This window comes from Sphingobium cupriresistens LL01 (assembly GCF_001046645.1).
Taxonomy (GTDB): Bacteria; Pseudomonadota; Alphaproteobacteria; order Sphingomonadales; family Sphingomonadaceae; genus Sphingobium; species Sphingobium cupriresistens.
Genome location: NZ_KQ130434.1, coordinates 276768 through 292503 on the forward strand (window position 1 = coordinate 276768; position 15736 = coordinate 292503).

The window sequence follows — 15736 nt, forward strand, 5'->3', positions numbered from 1 at the left end:
TCTCAAAAGGTCGGAATCAAGGAAGGGCGGTCCTGTAATGGGCCGCCCTTTTTCTATATGACCTGTTATGCAGGAAGCGGTCGGATGTCGGGTTCCACCCATGTCAGTCGGGCTGGCGATGCCATCAATAGATCGCGTGACCAGTAAGAAAATGGCCATTCCTTGTTCTTCAGCGGCGAGCACATCAGCGCGGAATAGGCGGTCGCCGGCGTCACATCGTCCGGCAGCCCGGCCAGCAGGCGGCGCGCCATGTGCAGGGAGGCCAGGGTAATCGTCTCATGATAGCCGCTGCTGTCACTGTTCACGCCGCCGACACTCTCATTATAGCGGCGGATCATGTCGGGCATGTCCCGTTCGGGCTGCACATCCGGGCGCGTGCGGATCAGCCACAGGGCGGTCGCGAAATGCGCGTGATGGGTCCAGCGCTCCTTCGGCAGCGCGCAGGCGCAAAAGCCCTGCGCCAGCGCATCGATTTCGTCATCGGTCATCGTCTTCCCGCAAAAGAAAAGCCCCACCATCGCTGGCGGGGCTTCTTGTCCGGCACCCGTGGCGCATTCTATCGTCCCGCGATCATCCTAGCGCGGCTTGCTTCTCTTCGGCCAAGCGCTTTATTTCCGCCTTGCTCTTCTTCTCGCTCGCCGATTTGAGCTGGCCGCACGCGGCCATGATGTCGCGGCCGCGCGGGGTGCGCACCGGCGCGCTGATGCCGCCTTCGAACACGATGGAACTGAACGCGCGGATGCGGTCGGGCGTCGAACATTCATAATCGGTGCCCGGCCAGGGATTGAACGGGATCAGGTTGACCTTGGCCGGCAGCTTATATTTGCGGATCAGCCGGACCAACTCGCGCGCATCCTCGTCGCTGTCATTCTTGTCGCGGATCATCACATATTCGAAGGTGATGCGCCGGGCATTGTTCGCCTTGGGATAGTCGGCGCAGGCCTGGAGCAGTTCCTCGATCCCATATTTGCGGTTGAGCGGCACCAGCTCGTCGCGCACCGCCTTGGTCACGCCATGGAGCGAGACGGCCAGGTTGACGCCGATCTCCTCGGCCGCGCGCGCCATCATCGGCACCACGCCCGACGTCGACAGGGTGATGCGCCGCTTCGACAAGGCCAGGCCATCGCCGTCCATGACGAGCTTGAGCGCATCGCGGACATGGTCGAAATTATAGAGCGGCTCACCCATGCCCATCATGACGATGTTGGTCAGCATCCGCCCGTCGGATGTATATTGCGGCGCGTCCTCGTCCTCATCGACGTCGTTCGCTACGGCCATATTGCCCTTGGGCCATTCGCCCAGCGAATCGCGGGCCAGCATGACCTGGCCGACGATCTCGCCCGGCGTCAGGTTGCGCACCAGCCGCATCGTGCCGGTGTGGCAGAAGCTGCAATTGAGCGTGCAGCCGACCTGGCTGGACACGCAGAGCGTGCCGCGATCCGCATCGGGGATGAAGACCATTTCATAGTCCTGGCCGTCGTCCGACCGCAGCAGCCATTTGCGCGTGCCGTCGCTTGACACCTGCGCCTCGACCACCTGCGGGCGGCCGACGACGAAGCGTTCGGCCATCCAGCCGCGCATCGGCTTGGCCAGGTCGGTCATGGCGTCGAATTCGGTGGTGCCGCGATGATAGAGCCAGTGGAACAGCTGCTTGGAGCGCAGCTTGGCGGCCTTTACGTCCAGTCCGGCCTCTTCCAGCACGGCTTTGATCTGCGGGCGCGACAGGCCCATCAGGTCGATACGCCCGTCTTCACGCGGCGTCACCGCGCGCGGCACGGGCACAGGGTCGATAAGGCCGGGAATCGGCATGAGCGGGCTGGCGGCTGATTGCATCGCGCGCCTCTAACCGATTTTTGCCGATTTTGGAAGTGGCGCGCGCCTAGCGCAGTCTGGCGCATCCCAGCGCCGCCGCGTCCATCGCCGTCGCTGCGCCGCGCAGCGCATAGCTGTCAGCGAAACCGCGCCCGTCCGCGCCCACGCCCGCGACGCTCATGCTGCTGGCCGATCGCATGGCCGCGACGATCTGCGCGTCGCCGCGGGCGTCGGGCGCCCAGGCGTCCATCTGCCCGGCGACCAGCGCAAAGCGGCGCTCGCCCACTGTCAGCGTCACCCGCGCCTTGGCCGCCAGCGCCCGGCTGAGGCGGATATGCAGTTGCCCGCGCACCCGCCGGCGCGGCCATGTGCCGATCGAGGCGAACCCCTTGGGCATCTGGCCCCGTCGCGCGGCGGGCTGGGCGATGGCATAGCAGCGCGGCCCGTTCTGCCCCGCGCCGGGATCGCGAAAAGCGCCCCAACCCTCGAAAATACCCAGCGAATCGCGCGCTATGGCCGGTGAAGCCGCCAGCAGCGACAGGATCAGCAGGGCGATGACGCGAGGCATGATGCGGGCAAAGCCCATGCCGTCCCCATTTGCAACCCCGGCCCGATCAAAAGCGCGAAGGCGGTGCTTGCCCAACCCGTCATAGCGGTTATGAAGAAGCATCCATCATTGTCGCCGGGATTCGACCGAATCTCCGGCTATCGGCTTAAAAAGAAACGGACAGAACAGGGACATGAAGGCCACCATCGAACGCGCAACGCTCCTCAAGAGCCTGAGCCACGTCCAGTCGGTGGTCGAGCGGCGCAATACCATCCCCATCCTGTCAAACGTGCTGATCGAGGCGTCGGCCGATGGCGCGATCAAGCTGATGGCGACCGATCTCGATCTGCAGATCGTCGAAAGCGTGTCGGCGCAGGTGGAACAGGCCGGGGCAACCACCATTTCGGCCCACACCCTGTTCGACATTGCGCGCAAACTGCCCGAAGGCAGCCAGGTGTCGCTTGCGGCGGCCGAAGGCAAGATGCTGATCCAGGCTGGTCGCGCCCGTTTCAACCTGTCCACCCTGCCGCGCGACGATTTCCCGGTGATCGCGGAGGGCGACCTGCCGACCCGCTTCGAACTGCCGGCCGAGACGCTCAAGCAGATCATTGATAAGACGCGCTTCGCCATCTCGACCGAAGAAACGCGCTATTATCTGAACGGCATCTATTTTCATGTGACGGATGACGACCAGCCGGTGCTGAAGGCCGCGGCGACCGACGGCCACCGCCTGGCCCGCGTCACCGTGACCCGCCCCGACGGCGCGGAGGGGATGCCCGGCATCATCATCCCGCGTAAGTGCATCGGCGAACTGCGCAAGCTGCTCGACGAGGTGGACGGTTCGGTCGGCATCGCCTTGTCCGCAAGCAAAATCCGCTTCGGCCTGGGCAGCGCGATCCTGACCAGCAAGCTGATCGACGGCACATTCCCCGATTATAGCCGCGTCATCCCTACCGCGAATGACAAACTGCTCAAGATCGACCCGCGCAGCTTCGAGGAGGGCGTCGATCGCGTCGCCACCATCGCCACCGAAAAGACCCGCGCGGTGAAGATGAGCCTGGACAAGGACAAGATCACCCTGTCCGTCACCAGCCCCGAAAATGGCACCGCGGCCGAGGAAGTGCCCGGCGCTTTTCAGGGCGAGGGCTTCGATATCGGCTTTAACGCACGCTATCTGCTCGATATATTGGGGCAGATCGATAGCGATCTTGTCGAACTGCATCTGGCCGATGCGGCTGCGCCGACGCTGATTCGTGAAAATGACGCCAGCCCGGCACTTTATGTGCTGATGCCCATGCGCGTCTGACTTTCCTTTTGGTGCAGGTTTAGGCCTGCACGATTATGGATCGTCATGACGGGCCGGAAGTAATTCTCTGGCAAGGAGTTTGGGTTACCAACAAGCGCATGGCCCTGTTGCGCGCATCCCTTACCGATAGTCCGTCCCGCCCGATGACTCTGATGGTCGCGCTCGGCCTGTCTGAAAGCGGGACCGAGGTGTCGGCGTCCTGGATTTCCGGCGCGTTCATCCATATCGCGCGACTATGGCCGCTGATCCTGCTGGCCAAGATCTGCGTCATCGCGCTGCTCAATCTGCCCTTCTACTCCGGCGACGTCGTGCAGGTCGGCCTGATGGCTTCCATGTTGGCGATCGACGGGGCCCTGATGCTTGCGCCGCGCCGATCCTGGTTTCAGCGCCAGATGCCGCATGTCCAGAACTGGATGATGCTGCCACTGGTGTTCCTGTCGGGTCTGATCTTCAGCCTGTGGCTGGGATATGAGGCCAAGGCGGCGACCGATGCGCTGTTCCTGGCGGCGGTGCCCGAATTGGCGGTGGCGCTGCTGGCGGTGTGTATCTTCGGCGACCGGCGGTTGCTGGGGATCAGCTATTTCCTGGGCGCATTGCTGGTGTCGGTCGCGGAAAAGGCCGGGGTCGTCCAGATCGGCCTGCTGTGCAGTTGCGTCATCGTCATGCTGGTCGCGACGCTGCGGCAGGCGACCGCGGATCGCGACCAGGCGATCGCTCGGCACAGCCAGGATCTGCGTGCCCAGCGTTCCGACCGGTTGTTGCAGGAATATGAGCGCAGCGGGCGCGGCTGGTTCTGGGAAACCGACCGGCTGGGCTGCCTCACCTATATATCCGACACGCTGGCCAAGACGCTGGATGCGCCCGGTGATGAACTGATCGGTCGACCGATCACGGAAATCGTCCGGCCCGGCGACAAGAAGCAGGGCGACGGCGAACGCACGCTGGGCTTTCATTTGTCCGCCCGCACCGGCTTTTCCGAACTGCCCGTCTGCGCTGCGCTTGCCAAGGAAGAACGGTGGTGGTCGATTTCCGGCCAGCCGGTGTTCAACGAATATGGTCAGTTTCACGGCTTCCGCGGGTCGGGCACCGACCTGACCGAAATGCGCCGCAGCCAGGCGGAAGTGACGCGCCTGGCCCAGTTCGATTCGCTGACGGGCCTGGCCAACCGCATCCAGATGCTCAGCTCGCTGGAGCAGGCGGTAGTCGACCGCCGCGGCAAACAGGGCGAATGCGCATTGATGATGCTGGACCTCGACCGGTTCAAGATCGTCAACGACACGCTGGGCCATCCGGCCGGCGACACGCTGTTGCGGCAGGTCGGCCAGCGGTTGCAGCGCGTGGTTGGCGACAAGGGGCTGGTGGGGCGTCAGGGCGGCGACGAATTCAAGCTGCTGCTGCCCGGCCGCCACGATCAGGCAGCGCTGGCCCAGCTGGCGCAAGCGATCATCGCGTCGATCTCGCAACCCTATATGATCGAAGGGACCGCCGTGGTCATCGGCGTATCTATCGGCATTAGCTGCTGTCCGCAGGACGGCGTCACCGCCGATGCGCTGATCCGCAACGCCGACCTCGCCCTCTATGCGGCCAAGGGCAATGGCCGCGGCGTCCATCGTTTCTATTCGTCGGACATGCATGCCGATGCGGAGGATCGCCGCGCGCTGGAGGAGGATTTGCGCCGCGCGCTCGCCGCCGATGGCCTGCATCTGGTCTATCAGCCGGTGGTGTCGTCCAAGACCGAGCAGATTACCGGTTATGAAGCGCTGCTGCGCTGGAACCATCCGGTGCGCGGGCCGATTTCTCCGGCGCTGTTCATCCCGATCGCGGAGGATAGCGGGCTGATCGGCCAGATCGGCGAATGGGTGATGCACACCGCCTGCCGCGATGCGGCCGACTGGCAGGAGGGCATTCGCGTCGCCGTCAACGTCTCGCCCAGCCAGTTCGCCAACCCCGGCTTCCCGTCCACGGTGATGAACGCGCTGGCGGGCGCGCAACTGGCGCCCGAACGGCTGGAGCTGGAGATTACCGAAAGCGTGTTCCTGAACGACGACGACGGCACCGACGCGATGTTCACGCGGTTGAAGGCGATCGGCGTGCGGTTGGCGCTGGACGATTTCGGCACCGGCTATTCCTCGCTCGGCTATCTGAAGAAGGCGCCGTTCGACAAGATCAAGATCGACCAGAGCTTCGTGCGCGGCGCCGCGACCAAGGGCAGCCGCAACAGCGCGATCATCAAGGCGATCGTCAGCCTGGCCGAAGCGCTGGGCATGGACACCACGGCCGAGGGCGCGGAAACGCAGGACGAACTGGCGCTGATCCGCCAGCTTGGGTGCAGCCATATCCAAGGCTATATCTACGGCCGGCCGATGTCCGCCGCCGATGTGCTGGCGGGGCAGCGCCGCAAGGGCACCGCAGCCAGCGCCAACGGCTTCCAATCCAGCCGGCCCGAACGCAAGACGATGCTGCGCACCATCGCGATCCATCATGACGGTCATGTCTATACCGGCCGCGTTCGCAACATCTCCGCCACCGGCGCGCTGATCGAAGGATTGTGGAATGTGCCCGCAGGCACGTTGTTCGCGATCGAACTGGCCGAAAATCAGTTCGTCAATGCGACCAGCCGCTGGTCGAAGGATGATCGGATGGGCGTGGAGTTCGCCGGGTCGGTCGATATCAGCACCCTGCGCAATGCGCCCAAGTCGATGGCGGGGTGAGGGTGACGGCGGTATGCCAGCGCCGCTTGGCAACAAAATGTCACAGTGCCCGACGGGAACGTCGCAACTGTCCAGCGAGTATGTTCGACGCAATGTCAGCATGAGGACGGTCGATGCGCAATTTCGATGATCAGAATCTCAAAACACCGGCTCGCCGTCGTGGCGTCGGCAATCTTGCCATCTTGGGCATGGCGATGATTTTGGGGGTCGCGGCCCTGAGCGCCTATGTCATTTCCGGCAAGGACGCACCGGTCAAACCGGCGAGCGGATCGGCGCAGGCGATGGCGCTGGCGGGTTCCAAACCATCGCGTTGATCCACCCTCGGCACGCCGGACCTGTCCGGCATGATGAAATGACGAAGGGGAGGCGCAGATGATGCGCCTCCCCCTCGTCGTTGCTCATTGTTCGAAGCGCGCGATCAGGCGGCGATCGCCACCGGCTCCATCGCGGTATCCGCCACGACCAACCCACGACCCAGATCGCGGATCAGGCCGATGAAGCGGGTGGCTTCGCGCACGATCATCGCCTTGTTGAAACAGGCCGCCGCGCCCCGGTCCATCGCTTCGGCGACGATCGGCGCGCCGTCGCGCATCAGGCTGGAGAGCATGATGACGGGGCATGGCTCCATGTCCATGATCTCGTCCAATATCGCCAGGCCATCCTTGCCCGGCATGGCGATGTCCAGCGTCACGACATCGGGCTTTTCCAGCCGGATCATGTCGATCGCCTCTTCGCCATTGCGGGCGATGCCGACCACCTCGATCCGCCGGTCGCGCTCCAGCAGCGTTTCGATCATTGCGCGGATGGTGAGCGAATCGTCGACCACCACTATCCTGACGGGCTTCATCACAGGCGTCTCCCCAAACCGTTACACCTCCTCATAACGGCCGGGGAACGACAGCCTTTAACGTCCCTAATGCGGGTTTAACTACGCGGCCGGTTGCCCGCCGCGAAATTGGGGAAGAACAATTTGCGGAAGCTGATCGACACGGTCCGGCCCAGCGGGTCGAGATAGCCCGGCTGGTAACGCAGCGGCGTCGCCCCGGTCGCGTCGGTAACCTCCCGGCGCTGGTTGAAGATATTGTCGATGTTGAACGACACCCGCGCACCGCGCAGGAAGGGGATTTTGCGCTCCAGCCCCTGAACCTGCCCCAGATTGGCGAAGAGGCGCAGGTTCGCGGTGGCGAGGCTGCCGAAGTTCAGCCGCGAACTGCCGCCTGCGGTGCCCGTCAACGCGCCATCGACATGGGTGCCGCTTTCCCAGTCGATGCCCAGCCGCGCGCCGATGCCGTTGTTCATATAGCCGACCCGCGCCTCTATCTCGTGCCGGGGCTGGCCGCCCGACGATCCGGTGGCGTCGCCGTCCAGCAGGTTAAGCTGCGGCACGCCCGGCGCGATGGCGATGCTCTCGGTCAGATGCCAGGTATGATAGAGGCTGAACGTCATGCGCCCGCCGCCCTGGCCGCCGCCACGACCCCCGCCAAAACCGCCACGGGGGCCACCGCCACCCGGCCGCCCACCGCCGCCCGGCCCCGCATTGTTGCCCTCACCGCGCGGCCGGTCGCCGCCGCCGTCCTGTCCGGGTGCGCGCGGGCCGCGGTTGCCGAACAGCGCCTGCAATTCGGGCGGCCGGTCCTCCGGCTTGCCGCCCGATGCGCGCCACGCCTCCACCAGCTTCTGGACATGCGACTTGATCGGGATCGACAGGTCGAAGCCCCAGCGCAGTTGCTCGCTCTGCGACGACAGGAAGTTGATCGGCCGTGCGTCGATCTGGAGCAGATTGCCGTCGGCGTCGCGCACGAAGCGCTGCGGATAGGCCGCCTCCAGCGCCGGGGTGGGCGTGGGGAAGGCGGCGATCGGGTTGCTGGTGCGGCTGTTGAGATAGGTGGCGGTCAGCGTCAGATTGGGCTTTTCGAACGGCTTGATCCGGGCGCTCAGGCGGAACTGATCGCGCACGCTTTCGCGCAGGCTGGCGTTGCCGCCCGACAGTTGCGACACGAACACCGTCTGCCCGGTCGCATAGTCGAACACCGACACGTTGGGCGTCACGATCTGCGGATCGGTGATCTGCGTGCCGGTGGGCGCGGCGCGATCCTGATTGGCGGACAGCAACAATTGCACCGCCTTGACCGGCTCCCAGCGCAGGCCGTAGCCCAGCGTCGAGAGCGTGCCGAAGTCCGAATAGCGTTGCGCCGCGGCGTTGACATTGACGCCGATGTCGCCCACCGCGCCCAACACGCCCTTCGACCGGCTGGTCAACGGCAGGTCGACGCTGATCTGCCCGCTGCCGATCTCCCGGCTATAGTCATTGCCGCTTGCCACGCCCGACCGGACCGACCGGCTTTCAAAGCCATTGGCCGATGCGCCGAGCCGGATCGATGTCATGACATCGCCCGCCGGCAGGTCGAACAGCGACCCGCTGACCAGCAGGTCGCCCTGCACCGCCCGGCTTTCCGCGCGGGCGCGGTCGGTCAGGCGGGTGGCGGTCAGCGCGGGGGCGAAGCTGCCATAGGGATTGACGCTGGCGTCGCCGGCATCGAGCGCCGTCTGGATCGCGCCAGTGTCTATGCCGCGATCGGTGCGGGTGCGGGTGATCGACAGGTCGCCATTGCCGGTGAAGGACCATTGCCAGCTCCCGCCCAGCCGCCCGCTCAGGGTCAGCCCGATATGGCCGGTCGTGCCCTTGGTCTGCTGCTGCAACGCGCCGCCCTGCGCCAGATAGCGATAGAGGATAACGTCATTGGCGAAGGGCGAGAAGGGGCTGCCCGTCGCCAGATCGAACGCGCCCTGCGACAGGCCCTGGAGCGAATCGCTGTCCGACAGTTCCAGCCGTCCGTTCAGCGTCGCCGACACGCCGCCCAGCGCGCGGGCCAGGGTGGCGTTGGCGGAAAAACTCTCCGTCTCCGAGCTGAGCGTGCGATAGCGGGTCAGGTCGCTGACGCTGGCGGCGTTCGCGCCCGCGACGAAATCGCCGAGCGTCGGCGCGCCCGCCGCCGCGCTGCCGGGTACGCTGGCCACGGTGACGCTCTGCCCCGCCAGCGCGGACAGCGAGGGATCGATTTCGCCATTCGCGCCCGTGCCGACGATATTGCCCGTCAGCGCATAGGGGCGGCCCGGCGCTGTGGCGGTGATGCCCCGCTCGCTTTCCAGCAGCGCGGCCGCGCGGCTATATTGCAGGTTCAGGGTGAAGCGATTGTCGCCCTGGATGCGCAGCAGCCCGGCCTCCACCTTGCCATTTTCCCGCCCGCCCTGGGTCGTCGTGCCCGCGCGTCCTTCGGCCGTTTCGGCGCGGAAGCGCTGGCGCAGGACGATGTTCACCACCTTCTGCGTCGGCGCATAGCCGTAGGAGAGGGCGACCTGTTCGGGCAAGATGTCGACCCGCGCCACCGCTTCGGACGGGATGTCCTGAATCTCGGAAAAGCTGGAGATGCGCTTGCCATTGAGCAGGATGACCGGCGATCCGTTGGTCTGCGGCGACAATTCGCTGATCAGTTCGGAAATGGAGGTGACGCCCAGAGCACGCACGTCGGCGGCCGACAATTGCTGTTCGGGCTGGACGTCGCCGATCACCGATCCGCGCTGCGGCTGGCCGGTAACGACGATTTCTTCGCCCTCGTCCATTTCGACGGGGGGTGCGGCCTTCTTCTCCTCCTGGGCCATCAGCGCGCCGGGCGCGACGCCGGCCATGAGCGCGACACTGAATAGGCAAGCGGAAAAACGCACGAAAACCCCCACAGAAAAACCGAACCTGATTCCCGGACTAGCAGCCGCTTGTCGCAAGATATTGGCAACGACCAGCGATATTTGTCGCAAGATGTAATGGGGCCGGCTGAACGTGGGCTGAGGCCGGGGTCTTGACCCTGCAATGTCAGGCCGCGTCGTGGAAGATGATGCCCAGCGTATAGCGCACGCCCGACAGCAAGCGGCTGACGCCGTGCCGCATCTGCACCCGATGCACGCCGCGCGCGCCCGTCACCGGCCGGTCGCGCACCGGGAAGATCACCGCATCGCCCTGGCCCAGCGGCACCACTTCGGGACGCGACTGCATCCGCGGCCGCTGCTCGGTCAGGACGAAGGCGCCGCCGGTAAAGTCGCGCTCCGGCTGCGACAGAAGGATCGCGACCTGCAATGGAAAGATATGCGGGCCATAGACATCCTGGTGCAGCGCATTCCAGTCGCCTGCCTCGTAGCGGAGCAGCAGCGGGGTCGGCTTGTCCTGCCCGGCCAGCGCGCAGCGGGCCAGGAAATCGGCATGGCGCGCCGGATAGACGTCGCCGGTCCCCAGCATCGCCGCCCAGCGATTGGCCTGCGCCGCCAGTACGGGATAGAGGCTGTCCCGCAGCGCCGCGACCGGATCGGGCAGCGGATAGGCGCAATAGCGATAGCGCCCACGCCCATAGCCATGGCGCGCCATCACCACTTCCTTGCGAAAAGCGGCGGGATCGTCCCATAGCGCGACGATCGCGGCGCATTGGTCGGGGGTGAGGAGCGCAGGCAGGCGCGCGGCGCCATGGCGGTCGAGATCTGTGAGGTCCATGGGTGCCAGGATGAGCCTATCGCAGCGGGGCGTCATCCCATGGCTTGCGGTCAAAGCTTTTCTTCGCCGCTGCGGCTTTCTAGGATGGCGGGATGCGCACCCTTTATCCCCCGATCGCTCCCTTCGCCTCCGGCCATCTCGACGTGGGCGACCGCCATCATATCTATTGGGAGCGGGCCGGCACGCCCGGCGCGAAGCCGGCCGTGTTCCTGCATGGCGGGCCGGGCGGCGGCATATCGCCCGATCATCGCCGCCTGTTCGACCCGGCGCGCTACGATGTGCTGCTGTTCGATCAGCGCGGGTGCGGCCGATCGACGCCCCATGCGGACCTCAACGCCAACACGACTTGGGATCTGGTCGCCGATATCGAGCGGCTGCGGGTGATGATGGGCGTGGAGCGGTGGCTGGTGTTCGGCGGCAGTTGGGGATCGACGCTGGCGCTGGCCTATGCGCAGGCGCATGTCGAACGAGTCACCGAACTGGTGCTGCGCGGCATCTTCACGATCCGCAAATCCGAAATCGACTGGTATTATCAGGCGGGCGCGAGCCGCATCTATCCCGACAAATGGGAGCGGTTCGTCGCGCCGATAGCGGAGGCGGAACGGGGCGATCTGGTGGCGGCCTATCGCCGCCTGCTGACCGGCACGGACCGGGCGGCGCAGATCGCGGCCGCGCGGGCGTGGAGCGTGTGGGAGGGGGAGACGATCCGCCTGCTGCCCGACCCGGCGCTGTCGGCGACCCATGACGCCGACGATTTCGCGCTCGCCTTCGCCCGCATCGAAAATCATTATTTTGTTCATGGCGGCTGGCTGGAGGACGGGCAGCTGATCCGCGACGCGGGCAAGCTGGCGGACATTCCCGGCGTCATCGTGCAGGGCCGCTACGACATGGCCTGCCCGGCGGAAACCGCCTGGGCGCTGCATCGCGCCTGGCCGCAGGCGCGCTTCGAAATGATCGAGGGGGCGGGGCACGCCTATAATGAACCGGGCATAATGGACGCGCTGATCCGCGCGACCGACGGCTTTGCGGACATAATAGAGGGATGAGGGGGCAGCCCATGAGCGGAACGGCCATTGTCGGCATCATCATACTGATCTTCGTGACCGGGTTCGGTCTGCTGGCTGGCTGCCCCGCTTATAATGTATACAGTCAGGAACAGGCCGGGCGGGCGGCACTCGCCGAAGCGCAATCGTCGCGCCAGATAGCGGTGCTGGAAGCGCGCGCCCGGCTGGAAAGCGCCAAGATGCTGGCGGATGCCGAGGTCGTGCGAGCGGAGGGGGCAGCGCGTGCCAACCGAATATTGCAGGACAGCCTGGGCGGACCCGACGGCTATCTACGCTATCTGCAAATTCAGGCTATCGACGCCAAGGATGCCAATATTATCTACGTGCCAACCGAAGGCGGTCTGCCGCTGCTGGAAAGCAACCGTCTGGCGCCCCGGACCAGCCCGGCGCCATAAAGGCCTCAGCGCGTGCCCGGCCCCAAGGCGGGATCGAGGTCGCGGGGGCGGGTGAAGCTGCTCAGCGTCGCGCACTTCTCGCCTGCTTGCCCCCAGCGGTCGATGGCGAGGTCGAGCACGGCGATGCTGGCGGTCGGGAACTTGACCTCCACATCCTCGCGCAGCGGATTGACGCCGTCGTCGGGGACGAGGTCGAGGATCAGCTCCTCCAGCCCCGGATTATGCCCGGCCAACAGCGCGCTGTCGGCGCTGTCGGGCAGGTCGCGCACGACGTCGAACAGGGTGGGCGCGGACGCCAGGTAGATGCGCCGGTCCCAGCGCGCGTCGAGCGTCTGGCCATAGCCCGCGAAGAAGGTTTCCAGCGTCTGCATCACCCGCACCGCGGGGGAGGCGACCAGCAGGTCGAACTGCATCTTCCGCTGGGCGGCGAACTGGCCCATCAACATCGCGGCCTTTTCGCCGCGGCGATTCAAGGGCCGGTCGAAATCGCGCGCCACCGGATCGTCCCAGTCCGATTTGGCGTGGCGCAACAGGGTCAGGCGCTTCATTGTCTCTCCTGTTCGGGAGTCCCTGATCGGGGCAGGCCGGATTCGCCCCCCTGATGCCCGAACAGGCCGGTTTCGCCAAGCGTTTCGCGATGCGACGCCCCGCTGACGGCGATGATCGCCTCGTCCAGCGTCAGGCGGCGGATCGGCGTTCCGGGCGGGAAGGCGCTCAGCAAGCGGCTGGGCATGGCGGCGGACAGGATGACGAAATGGCCCTTGTCCTCGGCCCGTCGGATCAGGCGGCCAAAGGCCTGCGCCAGCCGCGCGCGGATCAGCCGGTCGTCATAGGCGCTGCCGCCGCCCGCCAGTCTGCGGGCGGCGTGCAGCACGGTGGGCTTGGACCAGGGCACGCCCTCCATCACCACCAGCCGCAGCGAATGCCCCGGCACGTCAACGCCGTCCCGTAAAGCATCTGTGCCCAGCAGCGAGGCGCGCGGATCGTCGCGGAAGATGTCGACCAGCGTGCCGGTGTCCATCGGATCGACATGCTGGGCGTAGAGGGGCAGGCCCGCGCGCGCCAACCGGTCGGCGATACGCGCATGGACCGCGCGCAGCCGCCGGATCGCGGTGAACAATCCCAAAGTCCCGCCGCCTGCCGCCTCGACCAGCCGGCCATAGGCGCCCGACAGCGCCGCAATGTCGCCGCGCTTGATATCGGTGACGATCAGCACTTCGGCCCGCCCCGGATAGTCGAATGGGCTGGCCGCCTCGAACCGTTCCGCGCCATAGGGCAGATGCGTTGCGCCGCTGCGCGCCTCCGCATTGGACCAGTCACCGCCGCCCTTGAGCGTGGCGGAGGTCAACAGCACGCCCTGTGCGGGCTTCAGCACGGTTTCGGCGAGCGGGCGGGTGGGATCGAGCCAGTGGCGATGGATGCCGATATCGAACTCGCGCCCTTCGACCCGGTCCACCGTCATCCAGTCGACATAGTCGGGGTCGGCCGGCCCCCCAACGCGCGCGAGCAGCGCCAGCCAGGCCGCGATCAGGTCGCGCCGCCAGCCGAGCGAGGCGATCGCGCCCTCGACCCGCGCGCGCGCCGCGCCGTCCAGCCAGTCGGGCGCATCCTCGATCACCGCCTCCAGCCGGCGGGACAGACGCACCAGCGGCTTGATCAGCGCGTCGAGCGCCAGTGCGGCCTCCTGTGCCGCCTCGACCAGCGCGCCGTCGGGTTCGGCCAGTTCGGTTTCCAGCCCATAGCCGGCATCCGCCTCGCCCGCCGCTTCCGCGCGGGTATAGACGGTGCCGCGCACCGCGGCGAGCAGCGTTTCCAATGGTCCGAACGGCTCGGCCGCCACCACCCGCTTCAACCAGTCGTCGGCGGGCAGCGCCTGCGCCGCGTCCACCGCCGCGCGAATCGCCTGGCCGCCTTCCTCGTCATAGCTGGCGAGGTCGGACAGGCGCGCCGCCAGCCCGCGCCGCCGTCCGCGCGATCCGCCCTCCGGTCCCATGATCCAGCGGCGCAGTTCGATCGCCTCCTGACCCGACAGGACGACGGAGAAGGTCGAATCGGCGGCGTCGAACAGATGATGGCCTTCGTCGAAGATGATGCGTTGCGGGCGCTGGCCGGTTTCGCGGCCGCGCGCGGCGTTGATCATCACCAGCGCATGGTTGGCGATGACGATGTCCGCGTCGGCCGATGCGCGGGCCGACCGCTCGATGAAGCATTTGCGATAATGGGGGCAGCCGGCATAGATGCACTCGCCGCGCCGGTCGGTGAGGGCCGTGGAGCCGTTGCGCCGGAACAAGGTGGGCAGCCATCCGGGCAGGTCGCCGCCGACCATGTCGCCATCCTTGCTGAACGCGGCCCAGCGCGCCACCAACTGGGCCAGGATCGCCGCGCGACCGGCAAAGCCGCCCTGCAACGCATCTTCCAGATTGAGCAGGCAGAGATAATTTTCCCGCCCCTTGCGCACCACTACCCGCTTGGCCGCGACCGCGGGATCGGGAAAGAGACGGAGCGATTCGCGGTCGAGCTGGCGTTGCAGCGCCTTGGTATAGGTGGACACCCAGACCGTGCCCTGCGCTTGCATTGCCCAGAGGGAGGCGGGGGCGAGATAGCCCAATGTCTTGCCGATGCCGGTGCCCGCTTCGGCCAGCAGCATATTGGGCTGGTCGCGATGCTTGCGGGGCAAGAAAGCGGTGCTGGCGGCGGCGGCATAGGCGCGCTGGCCGGGGCGCGGTTCCGCCCCCGCGCCGGTCAGCGCGTCCAGTCGCGCTAATATCTGCTCCTCGTTCAGGCTGACGGTGCGCGGGGCGGGGCGGGGCTGCGCCTCCTCCCATTCGGGCAGTTTGGAAAAGAGCCAGCGCTCCGCTTGCCTAGGCCGGGCGATGCGCGGCGCGACCAGCGGCGACCAGGGCCAGCGCAGTCGATGCAGCGCCTGCGCCGCCGTCCAGCCACCCTCCCGCTCGGTCCAGTCGGCCGCGTCCAGTCGGCCCAGCAGCAACGCTGCCCCCTGCTGCAACAGTGCCGGGATGTCCGACTCGCTGGCCGGCGCGGGCAAGCCGAGCGCCGCGGCCAGCCCCTTGGGCGTGGGCACGAGGAAGCGCGCGGGATGGAGAAAGGCCCAGAGTTCGAGCAGGTCGAGCCCATTGAGTTCGGGATAGCCGAGCCGTTGGCCGGTGAGGGGCGCGTTCAGCAGCAGTACCGGGGTTTCGGCGGTGCGCGCGATCGCCTGTCCTTTGGCCAGCGCCTGGGTGCGGTCGCCTTCGCGCAACCAGATGCCGCCATGGCTGGCGTGGAGCGCGGGCAGGGTGGCGGGATCGATCACCTGTCCGGGCTTAGGCGAACAGGAACAAAAGGAAAACCTGAAATATGGGAC

General features: G+C 66.4%; 13 protein-coding genes. 5 read left to right on the forward strand and 8 right to left on the reverse strand.

Going from position 1 to position 15736, the window contains the following annotated elements; all coding sequences use genetic code 11:
* Positions 1 to 65: 65 nt before the first annotated feature.
* The 3 genes from V473_RS01340 to V473_RS01350 form a co-directional block, all read right to left on the reverse strand.
* Positions 66 to 488: a hypothetical protein gene (locus V473_RS01340; protein WP_066599595.1), complete on the reverse strand. Its 423-nt coding sequence runs from the start codon at positions 486 to 488 to the stop codon at positions 66 to 68.
* A gap of 82 nt (positions 489 to 570) precedes the next feature.
* Positions 571 to 1833 (reverse strand): dual-specificity RNA methyltransferase RlmN, encoded by a 1263-nt coding sequence (gene rlmN, locus V473_RS01345; RefSeq protein ID WP_066599598.1) that lies wholly within the window; start codon positions 1831 to 1833, stop codon positions 571 to 573.
* A 46-nt stretch (positions 1834 to 1879) separates the two neighbouring features.
* Complete coding sequence (locus V473_RS01350; protein ID WP_066604819.1) at positions 1880 to 2380, reverse strand: hypothetical protein; 501 nt, start codon at positions 2378 to 2380, stop codon at positions 1880 to 1882.
* Positions 2381 to 2552: 172 nt separating this feature from the next.
* Between V473_RS01350 and dnaN the strand changes: the two genes are divergently transcribed.
* The 3 genes from dnaN to V473_RS01365 all read left to right on the forward strand — a co-directional run bounded on the left by dnaN (position 2553) and on the right by V473_RS01365 (position 6690).
* On the forward strand, positions 2553 to 3665 hold the full coding sequence (gene dnaN / locus V473_RS01355) for a DNA polymerase III subunit beta (RefSeq protein ID WP_066599604.1): 1113 nt from the start codon (positions 2553 to 2555) through the stop codon (positions 3663 to 3665).
* Between the two features lie 98 nt (positions 3666 to 3763).
* The gene (locus V473_RS01360) at positions 3764 to 6376 is read left to right on the forward strand and encodes an EAL domain-containing protein (protein ID WP_066599608.1); all 2613 of its coding nucleotides are present in this window, start codon (positions 3764 to 3766) and stop codon (positions 6374 to 6376) included.
* Between the two features lie 113 nt (positions 6377 to 6489).
* Positions 6490 to 6690, forward strand: a complete 201-nt coding sequence (locus V473_RS01365; RefSeq protein WP_066599610.1) for a hypothetical protein — start codon at positions 6490 to 6492, stop codon at positions 6688 to 6690.
* A gap of 104 nt (positions 6691 to 6794) precedes the next feature.
* On the opposite strand, the gene V473_RS01370 is transcribed toward V473_RS01365, so the two are convergent.
* From V473_RS01370 to V473_RS01380, 3 genes are all read right to left on the reverse strand, one after another.
* Positions 6795 to 7223, reverse strand: coding sequence for a response regulator (locus V473_RS01370; protein WP_066599614.1), 429 nt, complete (start codon positions 7221 to 7223; stop codon positions 6795 to 6797).
* 77 nt (positions 7224 to 7300) lie between these two features.
* Positions 7301 to 10063, reverse strand: coding sequence for a TonB-dependent receptor (locus V473_RS01375; RefSeq protein ID WP_066599617.1), 2763 nt, complete (start codon positions 10061 to 10063; stop codon positions 7301 to 7303).
* Positions 10064 to 10244: 181 nt separating this feature from the next.
* Positions 10245 to 10913, reverse strand: a complete 669-nt coding sequence (locus V473_RS01380; protein WP_244884323.1) for a 2OG-Fe(II) oxygenase — start codon at positions 10911 to 10913, stop codon at positions 10245 to 10247.
* Positions 10914 to 11005: 92 nt separating this feature from the next.
* Here V473_RS01380 and pip point away from each other — a divergent pair, with 92 nt between their 5' ends.
* Positions 11006 to 11959: a prolyl aminopeptidase gene (gene pip / locus V473_RS01385; RefSeq protein ID WP_066599623.1), complete on the forward strand. Its 954-nt coding sequence runs from the start codon at positions 11006 to 11008 to the stop codon at positions 11957 to 11959.
* Positions 11960 to 11970: 11 nt separating this feature from the next.
* Positions 11971 to 12372: an SPFH domain-containing protein gene (locus V473_RS01390; RefSeq protein WP_224547841.1), complete on the forward strand. Its 402-nt coding sequence runs from the start codon at positions 11971 to 11973 to the stop codon at positions 12370 to 12372.
* A 5-nt stretch (positions 12373 to 12377) separates the two neighbouring features.
* On the opposite strand, the gene V473_RS01395 is transcribed toward V473_RS01390, so the two are convergent.
* Positions 12378 to 12920 carry a SixA phosphatase family protein gene (locus V473_RS01395; RefSeq protein WP_066599633.1) on the reverse strand — a complete coding sequence of 181 codons (543 nt, stop codon included), beginning with the start codon at positions 12918 to 12920 and terminating at the stop codon, positions 12378 to 12380.
* Entirely contained in the window at positions 12917 to 15685 is a 2769-nt protein-coding gene (locus V473_RS01400; RefSeq protein WP_066599635.1) for an ATP-dependent DNA helicase, read from the reverse strand. The genes V473_RS01395 and V473_RS01400 overlap by 4 nt, the downstream gene beginning before the upstream one ends.
* Positions 15686 to 15736: the final 51 nt, after the last annotated feature.